Annotated in this window: 20 protein-coding genes; 13 read left to right on the top strand and 7 right to left on the bottom strand. The window is 67.6% G+C overall.

Annotated features, from left to right (window positions below):
* Nucleotides 1-2: 2 nt before the first annotated feature.
* Entirely contained in the window at nucleotides 3-332 is a 330-nt protein-coding gene (locus tag NC7_RS11075; RefSeq protein WP_067981593.1) for an acyl-CoA carboxylase epsilon subunit, read from the bottom strand.
* Between the two features lie 129 nt (nucleotides 333-461).
* Nucleotides 462-2,102, bottom strand: a complete 1,641-nt coding sequence (locus NC7_RS11070; RefSeq protein ID WP_067981591.1) for an acyl-CoA carboxylase subunit beta — start codon at nucleotides 2,100-2,102, stop codon at nucleotides 462-464.
* 123 nt (nucleotides 2,103-2,225) lie between these two features.
* Between NC7_RS11070 and NC7_RS11065 the strand changes: the two genes are divergently transcribed.
* Complete coding sequence (locus tag NC7_RS11065; RefSeq protein ID WP_067981589.1) at nucleotides 2,226-3,023, top strand: biotin--[acetyl-CoA-carboxylase] ligase; 798 nt, start codon at nucleotides 2,226-2,228, stop codon at nucleotides 3,021-3,023.
* Between the two features lie 70 nt (nucleotides 3,024-3,093).
* Here the strand turns inward: NC7_RS11065 and NC7_RS11060 are convergent, their stop codons facing one another.
* Nucleotides 3,094-4,062: an acyl-ACP desaturase gene (locus NC7_RS11060; protein ID WP_067981588.1), complete on the bottom strand. Its 969-nt coding sequence runs from the start codon at nucleotides 4,060-4,062 to the stop codon at nucleotides 3,094-3,096.
* Between the two features lie 127 nt (nucleotides 4,063-4,189).
* Between NC7_RS11060 and NC7_RS11055 the strand changes: the two genes are divergently transcribed.
* From NC7_RS11055 to NC7_RS11045, 3 genes are read left to right on the top strand one after another with little or no spacing between them, the layout of a single operon-like run.
* Complete coding sequence (locus tag NC7_RS11055) at nucleotides 4,190-4,723, top strand: PH domain-containing protein (RefSeq protein WP_067981587.1); 534 nt, start codon at nucleotides 4,190-4,192, stop codon at nucleotides 4,721-4,723.
* A 31-nt stretch (nucleotides 4,724-4,754) separates the two neighbouring features.
* A complete protein-coding gene (locus NC7_RS11050; RefSeq protein WP_067981584.1) occupies nucleotides 4,755-5,444 on the top strand; it encodes a response regulator transcription factor in 690 nt (229 codons plus the stop codon).
* 6 nt (nucleotides 5,445-5,450) lie between these two features.
* Complete coding sequence (locus NC7_RS11045) at nucleotides 5,451-6,758, top strand: ATP-binding protein (protein ID WP_067981578.1); 1,308 nt, start codon at nucleotides 5,451-5,453, stop codon at nucleotides 6,756-6,758.
* A gap of 2 nt (nucleotides 6,759-6,760) precedes the next feature.
* Here NC7_RS11045 and NC7_RS11040 read toward each other — a convergent pair whose 3' ends face one another.
* Nucleotides 6,761-7,303 carry a GtrA family protein gene (locus tag NC7_RS11040; RefSeq protein WP_067981574.1) on the bottom strand — a complete coding sequence of 181 codons (543 nt, stop codon included), beginning with the start codon at nucleotides 7,301-7,303 and terminating at the stop codon, nucleotides 6,761-6,763.
* Nucleotides 7,304-7,342: 39 nt separating this feature from the next.
* Between NC7_RS11040 and NC7_RS11035 the strand changes: the two genes are divergently transcribed.
* Nucleotides 7,343-8,566: a 5-(carboxyamino)imidazole ribonucleotide synthase gene (locus NC7_RS11035; RefSeq protein ID WP_067981572.1), complete on the top strand. Its 1,224-nt coding sequence runs from the start codon at nucleotides 7,343-7,345 to the stop codon at nucleotides 8,564-8,566.
* Between the two features lie 139 nt (nucleotides 8,567-8,705).
* Nucleotides 8,706-9,212 (top strand): 5-(carboxyamino)imidazole ribonucleotide mutase, encoded by a 507-nt coding sequence (gene purE, locus NC7_RS11030; protein WP_067981570.1) that lies wholly within the window; start codon nucleotides 8,706-8,708, stop codon nucleotides 9,210-9,212.
* Nucleotides 9,213-9,309: 97 nt separating this feature from the next.
* Here the strand turns inward: purE and NC7_RS11025 are convergent, their stop codons facing one another.
* A complete protein-coding gene (locus NC7_RS11025) occupies nucleotides 9,310-10,311 on the bottom strand; it encodes an alpha/beta fold hydrolase (protein ID WP_067981568.1) in 1,002 nt (333 codons plus the stop codon).
* 88 nt (nucleotides 10,312-10,399) lie between these two features.
* Here NC7_RS11025 and NC7_RS11020 point away from each other — a divergent pair, with 88 nt between their 5' ends.
* The 5 genes from NC7_RS11020 (at nucleotide 10,400) to NC7_RS11000 (ending at nucleotide 14,838) form a co-directional block, all read left to right on the top strand.
* Entirely contained in the window at nucleotides 10,400-11,020 is a 621-nt protein-coding gene (locus NC7_RS11020; protein WP_067981566.1) for a TetR/AcrR family transcriptional regulator, read from the top strand.
* Between the two features lie 27 nt (nucleotides 11,021-11,047).
* A complete protein-coding gene (locus NC7_RS11015) occupies nucleotides 11,048-11,929 on the top strand; it encodes a hypothetical protein (RefSeq protein ID WP_067981564.1) in 882 nt (293 codons plus the stop codon).
* Nucleotides 11,930-11,994: 65 nt separating this feature from the next.
* Nucleotides 11,995-12,654, top strand: coding sequence for a TetR family transcriptional regulator (locus NC7_RS11010; RefSeq protein WP_067981563.1), 660 nt, complete (start codon nucleotides 11,995-11,997; stop codon nucleotides 12,652-12,654).
* A 170-nt stretch (nucleotides 12,655-12,824) separates the two neighbouring features.
* Nucleotides 12,825-13,982, top strand: coding sequence for an acyl-CoA dehydrogenase (locus NC7_RS11005; RefSeq protein ID WP_067981562.1), 1,158 nt, complete (start codon nucleotides 12,825-12,827; stop codon nucleotides 13,980-13,982).
* Between the two features lie 187 nt (nucleotides 13,983-14,169).
* Entirely contained in the window at nucleotides 14,170-14,838 is a 669-nt protein-coding gene (locus NC7_RS11000; RefSeq protein ID WP_157101937.1) for a hypothetical protein, read from the top strand.
* Here the strand turns inward: NC7_RS11000 and NC7_RS10995 are convergent, their stop codons facing one another.
* Together NC7_RS10995 and NC7_RS10990 are read right to left on the bottom strand one after the other, a co-directional pair.
* Nucleotides 14,839-15,123, bottom strand: a complete 285-nt coding sequence (locus NC7_RS10995) for a GNAT family N-acetyltransferase (RefSeq protein WP_067981558.1) — start codon at nucleotides 15,121-15,123, stop codon at nucleotides 14,839-14,841. It lies immediately after the preceding gene.
* Nucleotides 15,124-15,158: 35 nt separating this feature from the next.
* Complete coding sequence (locus NC7_RS10990) at nucleotides 15,159-16,454, bottom strand: FAD-binding oxidoreductase (RefSeq protein ID WP_373861242.1); 1,296 nt, start codon at nucleotides 16,452-16,454, stop codon at nucleotides 15,159-15,161.
* A 385-nt stretch (nucleotides 16,455-16,839) separates the two neighbouring features.
* Between NC7_RS10990 and NC7_RS10985 the strand changes: the two genes are divergently transcribed.
* Both NC7_RS10985 and NC7_RS10980 read left to right on the top strand, forming a co-directional pair.
* Complete coding sequence (locus NC7_RS10985; RefSeq protein WP_236573289.1) at nucleotides 16,840-17,136, top strand: hypothetical protein; 297 nt, start codon at nucleotides 16,840-16,842, stop codon at nucleotides 17,134-17,136.
* 61 nt (nucleotides 17,137-17,197) lie between these two features.
* A complete protein-coding gene (locus NC7_RS10980) occupies nucleotides 17,198-17,713 on the top strand; it encodes a GtrA family protein (RefSeq protein WP_236573291.1) in 516 nt (171 codons plus the stop codon).
* Nucleotides 17,714-17,717: the final 4 nt, after the last annotated feature.

The following is a 17,717-nucleotide window of genomic DNA, read 5'->3' as shown; positions in this document are numbered from 1 at the left end:
CCTCAGCGCAGGTGCGACAGCAGCGGGTACACGTACGGCGAGAACGGGGACGAACCCCGGTGCATCAGCGTCGCCCGGCCCCAGCCGTCGACCGGCTGACGCTCCGAGGCCGCGGGTGCGTTCGCGGCGGCGGCGCCGAGCACCGCGACCAGTGCCGCGACGTCCTCGTCGGTCGGGGCGCCCTTCAGAATGCGGAACAGCGGCTCACCGGCGGATCGCGCCGGTGCCTCGGTCGGCGTGTCGGTTGACAGCTCGACCTCGTCGACGAGTGGTTCGACGGCGAGCTCGAGCTCGGCGGCGGTCAGCACGTCTTCTTCTGCCACAGTGGTCACAGTGCCAGATCCTTCCTGCGCGTACTTCGGTTCACGGCGCGGTGTCCGCGATCATTCCCGGTACAACAGCCCCGGGCAATAGTTGATTTCCCCAACAAGTGTGCGCGGCACACGAGGAATATCGCGTTTTCAGAGCGGAATGTTGCCGTGTTTCTTCGGCGGAAGGGTCACCATTTTGCGCTCGAGCAGCCGCAGCGCCGACACGATCTGGCCACGGGTGTGCGACGGCGGGATGACCGCGTCGACGTAGCCACGCTCCGCCGCCACGTACGGGTTGACGAGGGTGTCCTCGTACTCGTTCTGCAGCTCGAGGCGCAAAGCGTCGACATCGGCGCCGTTCTGGGCGGCCTCTGCCAGCTGTTTGCGGTAGACGAACCCGACGGCGCCCGAGGCACCCATCACGGCGATCTGCGCGGTGGGCCACGCGAGGTTCACATCGGCACCCATGTGCTTGGAACCCATCACGTCGTAGGCGCCGCCATAAGCCTTGCGGGTGATGATCGTGATCTTGCCCACAGTGGCCTCACCGTAGGCATAGAGCAGCTTCGCGCCGCGGCGGATGATGCCGTTGTACTCCTGGCCGGTGCCGGGCAGGAAGCCGGGCACGTCCACCAGGGTGATGATCGGGATGTTGAAGGCGTCGCAAGTGCGCACGAAGCGCGCGGCCTTCTCCGAGGCGTCGATGTCGAGGCAACCGGCGAACTGGGTCGGCTGGTTGGCGACGATGCCGACGCTGCGGCCGTCGACGCGACCGAAACCGCAGATGATGTTCATCGCGCGCTCGGCCTGCACCTCGAGGAACTCGTCGTCGTCGAGCAGCCGGGTGATCACCTCGTGCATGTCGTACGGCTGGTTCGGCGAGTCCGGGATGATCGTGTCGAGCTCGAGGTCCTCGTCGGTGAGGGATTCCTCGATGGCACCGTCGATCGGGTCGGTCGGCGCGGTGCGGGGCGCCTCGGCGCGGTTGTTGCTCGGCAGGTAGCTCAGCAGGTCCTTGACGTAGTCCAGCGCGTCCTGCTCGCCGGAGGCCACGTAGTGGGCGACGCCGGACTTCACCATGTGGGTGTGCGCGCCGCCGAGGTCCTCCATGCTGACCTCTTCACCGGTGACGGTCTTGATCACGTCGGGGCCGGTGACGAACATCTGCGAGGTCTGATCGACCATCACCACGAAGTCGGTGAGCGCGGGGGAGTACACGTGTCCACCGGCGGCGGCGCCCATGATCAGCGAGATCTGCGGGATCACGCCGGAGGCCTGCACGTTGCGGTGGAAGATCTCCCCGTAGAGGCCGAGGGAGACGACGCCCTCCTGGATGCGCGCGCCCGCGCCCTCGTTGATGCCGACCAGCGGGCGGCCGGTCTTGATCGCCAGGTCCATCACCTTGACGATCTTCTCGCCGTACACCTCGCCGAGCGAGCCACCGAAGACGGTGACGTCCTGGGAGAACAGGCACACGTCGCGACCGTCGATGGTGCCGTAGCCGGTGACAACACCGTCACCGGTCGGACGGTTGTTCTCCAGCCCGAAGTTCACGCTGCGGTGCTTGGCCAGGGCGTCGAGCTCGACGAAGGAGCCCTCGTCGACCAGGGCGAGGATGCGCTCGCGCGCGGTCATCTTGCCCTTGGCGTGGACCTTGTCGACCGCGGCCTCACCCATCGGGTGTTGCGCTTCTTCCAGCCGATTCCGCAGATCAGCCAGCTTCCCGGCGGTGGTGTGGATGTCGGGGGCGCCCGCCGATTCCGACGCGGGCTGCTGCTGGACACTCGTCATGGGTTGCGAGTGTAACGAGTGACACCGCCCCGCACTACGGCAGTACGCCTACCGGTCAGTACAGAAACCGCAGCTAGGTGTGGTGATGCCCTATAGCACGCGAGGGCGGGTAGCGTTCCGGGAATGAACAGGGCACCGATCGATGCGCAGCGTCTGCGCGGCTCTCTCGTCTCCCCGGCACCGGTGTTCTTCGACCGGATCGATGTCGTCGAATCGACCGGTTCGACCAATGCCGATCTGGTTGCCCGCGCGGCCGATCCCGCTGTCGACCGGCAGGCACTGCTCGCCGAGGAGCAGGTCGCCGGGCGCGGACGGCACGCGCGCGAGTGGGTGAGTCCGCCGCGGGCGCAGATCTCGCTGTCGATCCTGGTCCGGTTGCCGGGGATCGACCCGGTGGCGCTGGGCTGGTTGCCGTTGCTCACCGGTATCGCGGTGGTCGACGCGTTGCGCGGCACCGCGGGTCTCTCGCCGGAACTGAAGTGGCCCAACGACGTCCTGCTCGACAACCGCAAGCTCGCGGGCATCCTCGCGGAGGTGGCCGCCACCGGCATCGCACCCGCCGTGGTGGTCGGTGTCGGCCTCAATGTCGACCTCGACCAGTCGGAACTGCCGGTCCCGCATGCCACTTCGCTCGCGCTGGCCGGTGCCGAGACCACTGACCGCACCGTGCTCGCCGCCGCGATCCTGAGCGAGTTCGCCCGCCGGTTCACCGACTGGGAACGGGCCGGGTGGGCCACCGACGAACTCGCGGCGGCCTATCGGGAGCGGTGCGCGACCATCGGGGTGAACGTGCGGGCCGAACTACCGGGCGGGAAGGTGCTCACCGGCGTCGCGACCGGTGTCGACGAAACGGGTCGACTGCTGATCGGTGACCAGGCGGTGTCGGCGGGCGACGTGACCCACCTGCGCGGACAGTACTGACCGGCCCGCCGCTCGGGCACCCTGGCGTCTGCACCACGGGCGCCCGACCGACGAGCCGGACCGCCGCTGATCAGCGTGCGGCCGCGCCGACTCCCTGGCGTTCGGCCACCTCGCGCTCGCGGGCGAGCAACCGGTCACGCTGCTCCTCGAACTTCAGCACGTCCTTCTCCAGCTTGGCCAGGAACTGCGCCAGCTCGTCGCGCGCCGCCTCGCCGCGCGGCCCGAAGTCGTCGCGCCCGAAGACGTTCCACTGCTTGAGCACCGGGAGCACCACCTCGTCGAGATGCTGGCGCAGGTCGTAGATCCCGTGCTTGGCCATCAGCACACCGTTGCGCCGCCAGTTCGGCATGCCCGCGCCGGGCATCTGGAAGTTGGTGAGCACCTTGGTGATCGCGGGCATCGCCTGATCGGGGACCAGGTCGAGCGCGGCCGCGCACAGGTTGCGGTAGAAGATCATGTGCAGGTTCTCGTCGGTGGCAACGCGGGCGAGCATCCGGTCGGCGACGGCGTCGTCGCAGACGCGGCCGGTGTTGCGGTGGCTCACCCGGGTGGCCAGCTCCTGGAACGTCACGTACGCGACGTTGACCAGGAAGCCGCCCCAGTTCGCCGGTGCGTGCGCACCCTGGGTCATGTGGATCATCCTGGCGTTCTCCAGCGCCACCGGATCGACGCCGCGGGTGACGACCAGATAGTCGCGGATGACGATGCCGTGCCGGTTCTCCTCGGCGGTCCACCGGCCCACCCAGGTACCCCAGGCGCCGTCCTGGGAGAAGTTCTCGGCGATCTCCCGGTGATAGGAGGGCAGGTTGTCCTCGGTGAGCAGATTGGTGATCATCGCAGCCTTGGCGATATCGGTGAGCTTGGATTGTTCCGGCTCCCAATCGATTCCGCCCATCGCGGCGAAATTGCGGCCCTCGTCCCACGGCACATAGTCGTGCGGATGCCAGTCCTTGGCGATGGACAGGTGCCGGTTCAGATTCTGTTCGGCGACGGGTTCGAGAGCGGTGAGGATTTCGAGCTGAGTCAGAGCTTTGGTCACGCGAGCCTCCACTGTCGTTGTCGAGCAAGGAGAAATGGGCAAAACCTGGCTTCTAGCGCGCAAGACAGGGTATCGCCTCGGCCGTGGCATCGAGAAATGCACCGTCATCGCGCGGTACTGTGCGCGTATGGGTTACCCGGAGGATGTCCTCGCGCCCGACGAGCAGCTGATCCTGCACCGCCATCCGCATTGGAAGATGCTGGTGTGGCCCATCGTCACGCTGATCGTCGCCACCGCTCTCGCCGGTTTCCTCGGCGGGCTGGCCTGGCGTAACACCACCGGGCACGTGCGAACCGTGCTGCTGGTGCTCATCGGCCTGATCTGGTTCGGGGTCATCGCCTGGCGCGTGATCGTGCGGGTGATCGCCTGGAAGACAACGCATTTCATCGTCACCCAGCGGCGGGTGCTGGTTCGGGAGGGTGTGCTCACCCACACCGGTATCGACATCCCGCTCAGCCGCATCTCCAGCGTGCAGTTCAGCCACGGCATCTTCGACCGGCTGCTCGGCACCGGCACCCTGATCATCGGGTCGTCGTCGGAGGAACCGCTCGAATACGACGACATCCCCCAGGTGCAGCAGGTGCACTCGCTGCTCTACCACCAGGTTTTCGAGGCGGGCCGGTCGCCGACCGATCAGCACTGGGGTGGCGGCTATCGGTGAGCCGCGGGTCCAGACCACTTAACCTGGGCACATGACCGCAGTACTTCTGGCCGAGGACGACGAGGCGATCGCCGCACCCCTGTCGCGCGCGCTGGGGCGTGAGGGCTACACCGTCACCGTCGAACGCTTCGGCCCGGCGGTGCTGCGGCGCGCGCTCGAAGGCGACCACGACCTGCTGATCCTCGACCTCGGCCTGCCAGGAATGGACGGGTTGGAGGTGTGCAGGCAGGTGCGCGCCAGCGGCGCCGACATCGCGGTGCTGATGCTCACCGCCCGCACCGACGAGGTCGACTTCGTCGTCGGCCTCGACGCCGGTGCCGACGACTACGTCGGCAAACCGTTCCGCCTCGCCGAACTGCTCGCCCGGGTACGAGCACTGTTGCGGCGCAGTGGAATCGGGGACGACGCGGTGGAGGTCGGCGGCATCCGCCTGGAACCGGCGGCGCGGCGGGTGCTGGTGAACGGGGCCGAGGTGAACCTGGCCAACAAGGAGTACGAGCTGCTCAAGGTCCTCATCGACCGGGCGGGTCAGGTCGTCGGCCGCGAGACGATCCTGCGTGAGGTGTGGGGTGATGCCGACCTGCGCGGTTCCAAGACCCTCGACATGCACATGTCCTGGTTGCGTCGCAAGATCGGCGACGAGGGCCCGATGGCCGAGCGGCGCATCGTCACCGTGCGCGGTGTTGGTTTCCGCCTCAACACCGACACGCACCGGGGCTGACTGGTCGTGCGCCGTCGCATCCTGCGTTCGATCCTCACCGTCCTGACCATCACGACGGTGGTGCTCGGTGTCCCCCTGATCTACACCGCGTGGCTGTGGGTGGAGGACATCACCCGCAACGATCTGCAGAGCAGGCTCGAACGCATCGCGGCCGAAGTGATCGCCCAGGAGCAGGTCGACGGTTACGTCCACGACGGGCTCGACGTGCGGGCCATCCGGGCGTTGGTGCCCGAGGGCGGCAGGCTCACCGTCGTCTTCCCCACCCCGACCGACAATGCCGCGCGGGCCGATATCGGCGCCGAGCGGATCGACGACCCGCTGGTGGAGTCGCTGTCGATGGGGACCTCGGCGTCGTTGCGGCTCGAAGTGCCCGCCGGACCCATGCACGCGCGCCAGGAGCAGGCCGTCGCGGCGGTGGCGCTGGCGGTGCTCGCCTCGCTCGGTGCGGCGTTCTCGGTGGCCGTGGTGACCGCGCGCCGGGTCGCCGACCCGCTGCGCGATGTGGCCGCCCGCGCGGCCAGGCTGGCGATGGGCGATTTCCGGCCCGATCCGCGCAGGCACGGTATCGCCGAACTCGACCGGGTCTCCGACGTGCTCGACTCCGCCACCGTCGAGATCGCCGGTCGGCTGCAACGCGAACACGCGCTGGTCGCCGACGTCTCCCACCAGCTGCGCAGTCGTCTGACGGCCGTGCGGTTGCGGCTGGACGAGCTGTCGACCCACAACGATCCCGAGGTCGTGCACGAGGCGGAGGAGGCGATGGCCCAGGTCGACCGGCTCACCGACGCCATCGACGACCTGGTCCGCGCCTCCCGCTCCGAGGACGCCGCCGACCGCGACCCGGTGCCGGTGATGGCCGAGCTGCGCGGTGTCGTCGCCGAATGGACGCACCCGTTCCACGAGGCGGGCCGGGAACTGAGCCTGATCGGCGACGAGTCGCTGCGTGCCCCGATCACCGGGTCGCGGTTGCGTGAGGCGGTCACGGTGCTGGTCGACAACGCGCTCATGCACGGCGGCGGCACCTGCACGGTGTCGGTGCGCACGGTCCCGACGATGAGCGCGCGCGACCCCCTGATCTGCGTGGAGGTGGCCGACGAGGGCGAGGGCGTGCGCGACGAACTCGCACCGCACATCTTCGACCGTGGTTTCTCGGCGGGCGGCTCGACCGGTGTCGGACTGGCGCTGGCTCGTGCCCTGGTCGAGGCCGACGGTGGGCGCCTGGAGTTGCAGCGGCGGCGTCCGGCGTTGTTCGCGGTGTTCCTCGGTTCGAAGGTCGACAAGGCGCAGAGTCCGACCCTCACCGAACCGCGCTGAGCTCAGCTCTTACCGAGCGGTTCCTCTTCGACGAGCTCTTCGAATTCGGCGACGATCTCGTCCATCTCGTCGGGGAACACCCATCGCCGCATGGCCCAGAACCGGAACGCCATCTGCAGCAGGTTGCCGATGATGAACGCGCTCACGAAGTCGGCGATGTTCTCGGTCAGGAAACTCACATTCGGCTGTCGCAGATCGAACACATAGCTCGAGATCCACAACGGGATATTGCTCAGCACCACCCCGATACCGCTGACGCCGAAGAACAGCAGTGCTTCGTGATGTTTCTCGCGCCCGCCGCGATTCTTGAACGACCATTCGCGGTTGAGCACATAGGACGCGATCACCGCGACCACGCCGGAAATGATCTTGGCGGTGACCGGCTTTTCCGCCAGAACTGTCCATTTGAGCAGGTAGAACAGGCCGCTGTCGATCACGAACGTCGTCGCGCCGACGATGGCGAACTTGATCAGCTCTTTATGCCGGAGCGCGAGCTCGCGCAGGCGCGGGGGAAGGACGCTGACCACGTCGTCGACGATTGACACGAGTTCCGAGTGTACCGGTAGCAAAGATTCGCATTCGACATGACAACATTGCACGACGTGACTGCACGTTCGTTCGATCCGTCTGCCATGCCCACCGTCACGATGGTCGGTGGGGGCCAGCTCGCGCGCATGACGCACCAGGCCGCGATCGCCCTCGGCCAGCGTCTGCGGGTGCTCGCCGAGAACCCCGGCGACCCGGCCGCCCAGGTGAGTCCCGATGTCGTGCTCGGCAGCCACGACGACCTGTCGGCGCTGCGTACGGCGGCCAAGGGCTCGCACGCGCTCACCTTCGACCACGAGCACGTGCCGACCGAGCACCTCGACGTGCTCGTCGCCGAGGGCGTGAATGTGGCGCCGCCGCCGCAGGCACTGATCTTCGCCCAGGACAAGCTGGCGATGCGGACCAAGCTGTCCGCGCTCGGTCTGCCGGTGCCCGCGTTCGTCGAGGTCACCGCGCCCGCCGACGCGGTCGCCTTCGGTGACGAGCACGGCTGGCCGTTCGTGCTCAAGGCCGTGCGCGGTGGGTACGACGGGCGCGGGGTGTGGATGCCCGGTTCCGCCGAGGAGGCGACGGCCCTGGTCACCGATCAGCTCGCGCACGGTGTGCAGCTGCTCGCCGAGGCCAAGGTCGATCTGAAGCGTGAGCTGTCGGCGATGGTCGCCCGTTCGCCGTTCGGGCAGGCGGCCACCTGGCCGGTCGTGGAGACCGTGCAGCGCAACGGTCAGTGCGCGGTAGTCATCGCGCCCGCCCCCGATCTGCCGGAGGACACCGGCGCCCGCGCGGAGACGATGGCGTTGGAGCTGGCGGCCGGGCTCGGTGTGGTGGGTGTGATGGCCGTGGAACTGTTCGAAACGCACGACGGCGAACTGCTGGTGAACGAGCTCGCGATGCGCCCGCACAATTCCGGGCACTGGGGGATGGACGGTGCGCGCACCGGGCAGTTCGAGCAGCATCTGCGCGCGGTACTCGACTATCCGCTCGGTGAAACGACCCCGTTGGCGCCCGTAACGGTTATGGCGAACATTCTCGGCGCACCCGAAGCGCCTCGGATGCCGATGGACGAGCGCCTGCACCACCTGTTCGCCCGCCTGCCCGAGGCCAAGGTGCACCTGTACGGCAAGGGCGAGCGGCCCGACCGCAAGATCGGGCACATCAATATCCTCGGCGACGACGTGGCCGAGGTTCGTGAGCAGGCCGAACGCGCCGCGCACTGGATGTCGCACGCGGTCTGGACCGACGGCTGGGACCCGCACGGCGAGTGAACCGCCGACTTGCGCAGGCTGTATCCCGGCGTGCGCTCGGTCCGAGATCGACACGCGGGCACCGGCTTTCGGTGTCGGTGTGTGAACCTCACCTGAACGACAACCCCGCGCACCGCACCTCCGCCGAAAGGAATCTCAGATGAGCACCACCGGACCCCAGGTCGGCCTGATCATGGGCAGCGACTCCGACTGGCCGACCATGGAAGCCGCCGCCGAGGCCCTCGCCGAGTTCGGTATCCGCTTCGAGGTCGGCGTCGTCTCCGCCCACCGCACCCCCCAGCGCATGCTCGACTACGCCCGCGACGCCGCGGGCCGCGGCCTGAAGGTGATCATCGCGGGCGCCGGCGGCGCCGCCCACCTCCCCGGCATGGTCGCCTCCGCCACCCCGCTGCCCGTCATCGGCGTTCCCGTCCCCCTGAAATACCTCGACGGCATGGACTCCCTCCTGTCCATCGTCCAGATGCCCGCAGGCGTCCCCGTAGCCACCGTCTCCATCGGCGGCGCCCGCAACGCGGGCCTCCTCGCCGTCCGCATCCTCGCCACCACCGACGAACCCCTGCGCACCCGCATGGAGCAATTCCAAGCGGGCCTCGAAAAAATGGTCCTCGCCAAGGACGAAGCCTTGCGCACCAAACTCCTGGGCTGAAAGGCGAAATCGGCTCCTTCCGCCGACCGGTTCCGAAACGAGCCTGCCTCGGCCGGCGACACGTGCAATACAGGTGAGCCGTCCGGTTCAGCCGAGTTCACGTCCTGTTGTCCGGGCTCCCATCGCGCTGTAACGGGCGATGGCATGGGTTGTCGGCGGACCCTTGCTCGGCACAAAGGAATTCGATGATCGTGTCGGCGACGGTGTCGGGGCGGTCGACGTGGACGAAGTGGGATGCCCGGTCGATCCGGACCATTCGGGCGGTCGGTAGGTGTCGGGCGAAGGTGACGGCGACCTGTGGGGGCACGATCGGGTCCGGTTCGGTGCCGTAGACGGCGAGCAGGGGTACCGGGAACTCGTCGAGGGCCGCGAGCCTGCGGGCGAGAGCGGTGAGGTCGCGGGGGTGGAGGCCGTCGCGCAGGTGGCTGACGAAGGCCCGTGAGCCGGCCGAAGTCGCCAACGGGGAGCCGTATTCGCCTGCCTCTTCGAGGGATTTCACCGTCTCGTCGAAATAATGCGTGCGGTGGTGGGCCCAGCGGTAAGGCTGGCGTCGCACATAGGCGGCGAGCCCTGATCGGACGCCGGGCAAGGCCAACACGACAGCAAGGGCGCGGTGTTTGAATTCCGGCAGTAGCGGCGAATGCAGGATCGCCACCTTCTCGAAAGCCGTCGGGTCCTCGAGTACGCGATGGAGCAGCGGAAGTCCGCCCATCGAATTGCCCACCGCCGCACAGCCTTCGATACCGAGTGCACGCTGGAATTCCGCCAGCCATTCCCCGATCTCCGCGCCCCGAAAGGTGGCGTCGGGTGGTGCTTCGCTGTTTCCGCATCCAGGCAGGTCGACCGCGACCACACGGAAATGCTCACCGAGCCTCGCCATGACGTACCGCCACGAGTACGAGGTGGTCATCAAACCGTGCACGAGTAGTAGCGGCGGCCCGGTACCGGTGTCGCGGTAACGAATCCGCTGTCGGCCGTACCTGGTCGAACGCATCGACAGTTCCTTCGCGGGCAGGTCGAGAAAGGCGTGCGGTCGGTTGGGATGGGCGGGCAGGTCGTCGAAGGGGCCTTGGTGGAAGGGGCGGTCGTGTGTGGCCATCGCGGGCTCCGATCCTTGCTATCGTTCGTTCGAACGAACGAACGAATTCACCATAGCGCGAGGAGAGCCGCGCGGGAAGCGAGAAGTCATGCCGGGATCGACGCGCGAACAGATCATCGCCGCGGTCGTGCGAATCATGGGCGCCGACGGCGCGGCCGCGGTCACCAACCGGCGGATCGCCGCCGAGGCCGGGGTGTCGCTCGGCACCCTCACCTACCACTTCGCCACCCAGCGCGACCTCGTCCAAGCGGGAATGGCGGCCTTCGTCGCCGACGAAACGGTGAAGTTCACCCAGCTCGCCGACCACGCCGCCGCCAGCACCTCCGACCTCGGGCAGGTCGCCGAGCTGCTCGGCGACGTGGTCTCGGGCACCGGTTTCGGTGGCGACCACCTCGCCTGGTTCGAACTCTTCGTCCAAGCCGCGCGATACACCGAGCAGCACGAGGCAACCGCCGAATTCTTCGCCACATACGACCGCCTGGCCACCACGGTCCTCCACGCCCTCGCCGTCGACGACGCCGAGTCGATGGCGGCCCTGGCGGTAGCCACCCTCATCGGCCTCCAACTCCGTCGTCTCGCCACCGGCGGCGATGCCGACGTAGTTGTCGACGGCATGACGAAACTGGTTCGCGCCCTCACCAATCGACCGACACCGAGGCCGCTGCCCGAATCGCCGAATTCCCGCGAATCACCGCACTTTTCGTACTGATGTTCGACCGCGCGTACCTTCTCGCTCATGGTGACCTCATCGCACGAAGCGATGCATCGAATCTTCCAGCACGACGCCGCGGCGATCGCCCACGCGTTCACCGTGCTGAACTTGCCGTTCGCCAAACCGATAGCAGTGGAACAGCTTTCCGTCGACCTCACCGAAACGGCACCGGTCGAGCGGCGGGCCGACACGGTTCTCGACATCACCACTGTCAACGACAGATTCCTGATGGTGATAGAAGCGCAGTCGGCGCCGGATGATTCGCGGCCCGATTCGTGGTCGTATTACGTGACCTTTCTCCGCAACAAGTACAATCTTCCCGTCGTTCTCGTGGTCATCTGCCATGACCACGTCACGGCGCGGTGGGCGAGCACCCCGATGAAAATCGGTCACACATTCTGGACCACGATCACCCTGTACCCGCTGGTACTCGGCCCGCACAACGTTCCTGCCGTTATCGACCCCGCCCTCGTGGTCCAAGACCTCCCTTTGGCGGCACTGTCGGCTGTTACCCATGCCCGCGAAGCGGATATCGGTGCGATACTGGAAGCGATCGTCGCAGGAATCCGCCGAATGGGTGGCAACGAGACGACCGAGTTCTACGTCGAGTTGATCGAGCAGGGCATCTCACACACCGCAGCCGCCGAGACCTGGAGGAACTACATGGCCACCGATCTCTCGTTCTTCCGCTCCGAATCCGCGCAGAAGCTCAGGGCGCAAGGGCGGGCTGAGGGCCTCGCCATGGGGCGCGCCGAAGATGTGCTCATGGTGCTGCGGCACAGGGGCGTGGTTGTCACCGATGCGGCCGCGGATCGCATACGTAGCTGTCAGGACGAGGCACAGTTGGCAACCTGGTTGCGCCGGGCGCTGGACGTGTCCTCGGTCGCCGACTTGTTCGGGGAGTGAGTTCCGGCGGACGTCTGTCGGTGTCGTGTGAGGTGACTGCGGGGCGGTGACTACGGTTGACGTCCGTGGCACAGGATGATGCGGCGCAGTTTCGGCTGACGGTGGTTGATCAGGCGTTGCGGTTGTTCGCCGAGCGGGGGTACGAGGCGACGACGGTCGACGAGATCGCGGTGGCTGCGGGGATTTCCCGGCGGACGTTCTTTCGGCAGTTCCGGTCGAAGGAGGACGTGATCTTCGCCGATCACGAATTCCAGTTGGTGTCGGCGCAGGAGTTCCTGGCTCAGGCGACGGGTGATCCGTGGGATGCCGTGTGCGAGGCCGTGATCGGGGTGTTCGAGCGGTTCACGCAGTGGCGCGACATCGCGGGGCGGCGGTATCAGGTGGTGCGGCGGGTGCCCGCGTTGCGGGAGCGCGAGATCGTCACGGTGTTCCGGTACGAGCGGTTGTTCACCGAGTTCCTGCGCGAACGGCTACCGGAGACGCCGGATCTGGCGCGGGTGCAGTTCACCGCCGCCGTGACCGCCACCCACAACTACCTGTTGCGCCGGATGGTGCGTGGCGAGCCGGGGGCCGCGGTGACCGACCTGCGCACCGAGCTCGCGTTGATTCCCCGGGGCAGGCGCGCGGCGGCCGAGGGGGAGGAGCTGGTGGTCGCGGTGTTCCCGCGCGACATGCCGCCGCGCGAGCTGGCCGACCGGCTCACCGCCCGCCTCGGTAACCTGTGAGCCGACGGGCTCGCAACATCACACATTCGTGACACTCGGTGCCACACCCATATCCCCATGTAGCGATGGAGTGCCGCGCGTATAATCCTCTGTGGATTGGCACTGCGTGCCGACGTAAGCCCGCTGTGCGAGGCGCAGCGAACACCACCAGAACCAGGAGTGTGCCTTCGATGGCTGGAAACCCCGATTTCGACCTGTTCAAGCTCGAGGACTTCCACGACGAGCTGCGGCAGGCCATCCGCGGCCTGGCCGAGAAGGAGATCGCGCCCTACGCCAAGGATGTCGACGGCAACGCCCGGTTCCCCGAGGAGGCGCTCACCGCGCTCAACGCCGCGGGCTTCAACGCCGTGCACGTGCCGGAGGCCTACGGCGGCCAGGGTGCCGACTCGGTCGCCACCTGCATCGTGATCGAGGAAGTCGCCCGCGTCTGCGGTTCGTCCTCGCTGATCCCGGCCGTGAACAAGCTTGGCACCATGGGCCTGATCCTCAACGGCTCCGAGGAGCTGAAGCAGAAGGTCCTCGGCGACCTGGTCGAGGGCAAGATGGCCTCGTACTGTCTGTCCGAGCGTGAGGCCGGTTCCGACGCCGCCTCCATGCGCACCCGCGCCAAGGCCGACGGTGACGACTGGGTCCTCAACGGCTCCAAGTGCTGGATCACCAACGGCGGCAAGTCCGAGTGGTACACCGTGATGGCGGTGACCGACGCCGACAAGGGTGCCAACGGCATCTCCGCGTTCATGGTGCACAAGGACGACGAGGGCTTCGTCGTCGGCCCGCTCGAGCACAAGCTGGGCATCAAGGGTTCGCCCACCGCCGAGCTGTACTTCGAGAACTGCCGCATCCCGGGTGACCGCATCATCGGCGAGCCCGGCACCGGCTTCAAGACCGCGCTGCAGACTCTCGACCACACCCGCCCGACCATCGGCGCGCAGGCCGTCGGCCTGGCCCAGGGCGCCCTGGACGCCGCGATCGCCTACACCAAGGATCGCAAGCAGTTCGGCAAGGCCATCGCCGACTTCCAGAACACCCAGTTCATGCTCGCCGACATGGCGATGAAGGTCGAGGCCGCTCGCCTCATGGTCTACACCTCCGCGGCCCGCGCCGAGCGCGGCGAGAAGAACCTCGGCTTCATCTCCGCCGCCGCCAAGTGCTTCGCCTCGGATGTGGCCATGGAGGTCACCACCAACGCCGTCCAGCTTTTCGGCGGCGCCGGTTACACCACCGACTTCCCGGTCGAGCGCATGATGCGCGACGCCAAGATCACCCAGATCTACGAGGGCACCAACCAGATCCAGCGCCTCGTCATGAGCCGCCAGATCCTGCGCTGATCCCGACCTCGAACGCCCCCGGCAGGATTACTGCCGGGGGTTTCGTGTTCCGGGGACCCGAAGGATGTGCGCGTCTTTTGGTAGTCGGCACAGCTCGTGACGGGGAGCCCTCCGCCGCGAGCGCGGTTCACTAGCGTGAGCCCGCGAGTGGCCGGGAATGCGGCCGGGTGATTCTCGAGGTGATGGCGTGCGTCGCAACCGAATGGCTCGGTGGGCCGCGGTGGTGGGGGTCGGGGCGGTGGTGGTCGGGTGCGCGGCCGAGGAGGCGCCGGGGATCGTCGCGCTGAAGTCGTTGCCTCGGCTGGCCGAGTATCCGGCCGGGTATTCGCTGGTGGGCAAGCCTGCCAGTATCACCGCCGAGGACGCGGGGACAGCCCTGCCGCTCACGTTCACCGACGACGTGTGTCGCCCGCTGATCGAGAATCCGGTCGGTGCGGGTGCGCGGGAGTCGGTGGCCTCGGGGGCGAGCCCGGCGGTGTTCCTCGTTCAGATCGTCGAATCCGACTCGGCGGTCGCGGGTTTGACCGATCTGGTGCGGCGTTGCGCGAACGTCGAGGCGAGCACGGGGGACCGCACGTTGAAGATGGCGGTCTCGACGGTGGAGGCACCCAAGACTGTCGCGACAGAAGCCGTTGTCATCCGCACGAACGGGAATCAGGAGACGCGCATCGAGGGCGCACCGCCGGTGCGGACGCCGGTCGCTCAGCAACGCGTGGTCGCCAGGGTGGGGAAGTACGTGGTCTCGGCGCTGGTGATGCTGTCTTCGATGTCGGAACAGAGTCAGACCGCCGAGCTCGAGGTGCTGCGGCGGGTCTACGAGATCGCGGTGGACCAGCTGGCCCGCGAGACCGCGTGATCAGGGGACCAGTTCGGCGTATTCGGGGTGCTCGCTGATGTACTTCTCCACGTACCAGCAGGTGGGCACGACCTGGTAACCGTTGGCGCGCGCGTCGTCGAGACCGTATTTGACGACGTCGGCGGCGACTCCACGGCCCCGGAACTCGGGGAAGGTCATGGTGTGGTGGAAGTCGCGGACCTTGGTGTCCTCGCGTTCGGCGTAGTCGGCGTATCCCGCGAGGACGTCGTCGAGGTAGATCTCGTAGCGGGTATCGGCGACGTTGTGCTCGAGCCTGGTGGTCATACCGGATGCTAACCCGTCGCGGTCGGCGGATGTTCCTACAGGACCGCGCCGGGGTTGAGGATGCCCGTCGGGTCGAGCGCGTCCTTGATGCGGCGGGTCAGTGCCATCACCTCCGGACCGACCTGGTCGGGAAGCCAGGCCTTCTTGAGCCTGCCGACCCCGTGTTCGCCGGTGATGGTGCCACCGAGGGTGATGGCCAGGTCCATGATCTCGCCGAAGGCGCGGTGGGCGCGGGCGGTGTTGTCCGGATCGGTTGGGTCGTGCACGATCAGCGGATGGGTGTTGCCGTCACCCGCGTGCGCGATCACGGACACGAGCACATCGTTGCGTTCGCCGATGGCGGCGACGCCGGTGATGAGCTCACCGAGTCGGGGCAACGGCACGCCCACATCCTCGAGCAGCAGCGGACCGATGCGTTCCACCGCCGGAATCGCGAACCGCCGCGCGGCGGTGAAGGCTTCTCCTTCCGCCGCATCGGAGGTGTGGAAAACCTCTGTCGCCCCGGCCTTTTCGCACAGACCGACGATCGTCCGCGCTTCCAGCGCCGCGAACTCACCCGGTGCGTCCGATCGGGCGACGAGCAGCGCGGCGGCGGTGCGGTCCAGCCCCATCCGCATCTCGTCCTCGACGGCGTTGATCGCGACGGTGTCCATGAACTCGAGCATCGCGGGCCGCAGCGCCGAGGTGATCGCGAGGATCGCGTCGGTGGCGGCGGTGAGTGTGGCGAAACCGGCGACCACGGTCGCCTGCGGCGGCTGGGCTGGCAGCAGGCGCAGCGTCAGCTCGGTGATGACACCGAGCGTGCCCTCGCTGCCGACGAACAGTTTGGTCAGCGACAGCCCCGCCGAGTCCTTGAGTCGTGGCCCGCCGAGGCGAACCACGGTCCCGTCGGCGAGCACCACCTCCATGCCGAGCACGTAATCGGTGGTGACACCGTATTTCACGCAGCACAGTCCGCCCGCGTTGGTGGCCGCGTTGCCGCCGATCGAGCACATCTCGAACGACGACGGGTCCGGCGGGTACCACAGCCCCTCCGTCGCGACGGCCCGCTTCACCTCCGCGTTGAGCAGGCCCGGCTGCACCACCGCCGTCCGGGTCACCGGATCGACGCTGATCCCGCGCATCAGCTCCGTGGACAGCACGATCCCGCCGTCCACCGCCGTCGCGCCACCCGACAACCCCGACCCCGCCCCGCGCGGCACCACCGGCACACCCCGCGCGTGCGCCCACCGCAGCGTGGCCGACACATCGGCGGTACCGCGCGCCCGCACCACCGCGACCGGTGTCCCCGCTTCGGGATCACGAGCCCAATCGTGCCGATACCCCTCCATCACCTCGGCGTCGACGACCACGGCCCCCTCGGAAACCTCCGAAACCAGCGAATCCACATCCACCCGGCGATCATCCATTCCTAACGCTAACCCGCCGACGCCCTCCCGATCATGCGATCACCACGCTCTGGTGGCGGCATCGTCGGAGTGCCGAACACCACCCGAGCGTGGTGATCAACCGTCCAGATGTGATGTGTGTCCGAACAAGGGTGCGCGGGCATGACTGTGATTCGGCGCGGCCGGTTGGTGTATACGGCGTCCGACTGGTCACAATGCAGGGGAGGGTGTGATCTGTCGGGGCCGCCCGGTGTGTTTCTTGTTCCGTTGCCTGCGCATCGCGTACGCGATGTCGTTGTGCCGCACCGTTTTTCGCAGGGAGGATCGGATGATGAGGGAACCTCGGGACCGGGCCGAGCTGGTCGGCGCCCTTCTCGGTGCCGAGCTCGAGGCCGACGCGATGCGTCGCGTGTACACCGGCGACCACGACGAATGGATGACCGCGCTCGAGTCGACGGGTCTGTTCGATCTGCGCGCGCTCGCCGAGATCGCGAGCTCGTGGGCCGCCGACCCGGTCGTGCTGCGCGACGCCCTGCTGGCCGAGGCCGACGAATTCACCCGCCGCCGCTGCCTCGCCGAGTGGACCGCGCTCGAGCGCGGGCGGGTCGCGGCGGTCGGCGGCTGACGTCCGGGACGTTTGCCCGCTGCTCACCTCGATGTCATGTGCCGCTGGCACGCTGAGGCGAGTGGAGCAGCACGCGAGTGTCACCGATTCGGCGGCCGACCGGTTCACCCGCTGGTGCGAGGGTGTCGTCGCCCGGCTGCCGTGGGGGCTCGATCGCTATGTGCCCGCGACCTTCCTCGGCTTCGCCCTGATCAACAGCTTCACCTTCGGCGTCGACCTGCTGCTGCTCACCCTGCTGCACGACGGTTTCGGGCTGCCCGTGTGGTTGTCGATCACGTGCGCCTACATTGTCGCGTTCGGTCTGAGTTTTCTGCTCAACCGCACCTTCAACTTCCACTCGCACGCCCCGATGGGCAAGCAGGCGGCGGTGTATGTGGTCGTGGTCGTGGTGAACTACCTGGCGTTCATCCTGGGGGTGGGCTCGGGTCTCGCCGCGCTCGGTCTCCAGTACCACGTGGCGCGGTTGCTGGCCGGTGGATGCGAGGCCGTGTACATGTACTGCGCGATGCGCTGGATCGTGTTCCGCCGGAGCGCCCCGACGGACACCGCCTTGACCGACGTGGACTCGGTACGCTGACCCC

The organism is Nocardia caishijiensis NBRC 108228, from assembly GCF_001612825.1.
Taxonomy (GTDB): Bacteria; Actinomycetota; Actinomycetes; order Mycobacteriales; family Mycobacteriaceae; genus Nocardia; species Nocardia caishijiensis.
The sequence above is the reverse complement of the archived record's forward strand: the minus strand, read 5'-3'. Positions and strand labels throughout refer to the sequence as shown.

Excerpts from the sequence above, each read along its gene's own strand:
- NC7_RS10995 (WP_067981558.1), bottom strand. The coding sequence starts at position 15,123 with ATGACCACCAGGCTCGAGCACAACGTCGCCGATACCCGCTACGAGATC.
- NC7_RS11070 (WP_067981591.1), bottom strand. The coding sequence starts at position 2,102 with ATGACGAGTGTCCAGCAGCAGCCCGCGTCGGAATCGGCGGGCGCCCCC.
- NC7_RS11065 (WP_067981589.1), top strand. The coding sequence starts at position 2,226 with ATGAACAGGGCACCGATCGATGCGCAGCGTCTGCGCGGCTCTCTCGTC.
- purE (WP_067981570.1), top strand. The coding sequence starts at position 8,706 with ATGAGCACCACCGGACCCCAGGTCGGCCTGATCATGGGCAGCGACTCC.
- NC7_RS11020 (WP_067981566.1), top strand. The coding sequence starts at position 10,400 with ATGCCGGGATCGACGCGCGAACAGATCATCGCCGCGGTCGTGCGAATC.
- NC7_RS10985 (WP_236573289.1), top strand. The coding sequence starts at position 16,840 with ATGATGAGGGAACCTCGGGACCGGGCCGAGCTGGTCGGCGCCCTTCTC.
- NC7_RS11025 (WP_067981568.1), bottom strand. The coding sequence starts at position 10,311 with ATGGCCACACACGACCGCCCCTTCCACCAAGGCCCCTTCGACGACCTG.
- NC7_RS10990 (WP_373861242.1), bottom strand. The coding sequence starts at position 16,454 with ATGGAGGGGTATCGGCACGATTGGGCTCGTGATCCCGAAGCGGGGACA.
- NC7_RS11050 (WP_067981584.1), top strand. The coding sequence starts at position 4,755 with ATGACCGCAGTACTTCTGGCCGAGGACGACGAGGCGATCGCCGCACCC.
- NC7_RS11005 (WP_067981562.1), top strand. The coding sequence starts at position 12,825 with ATGGCTGGAAACCCCGATTTCGACCTGTTCAAGCTCGAGGACTTCCAC.
- NC7_RS11015 (WP_067981564.1), top strand. The coding sequence starts at position 11,048 with ATGGTGACCTCATCGCACGAAGCGATGCATCGAATCTTCCAGCACGAC.
- NC7_RS11035 (WP_067981572.1), top strand. The coding sequence starts at position 7,343 with ATGACAACATTGCACGACGTGACTGCACGTTCGTTCGATCCGTCTGCC.
- NC7_RS11055 (WP_067981587.1), top strand. The coding sequence starts at position 4,190 with ATGGGTTACCCGGAGGATGTCCTCGCGCCCGACGAGCAGCTGATCCTG.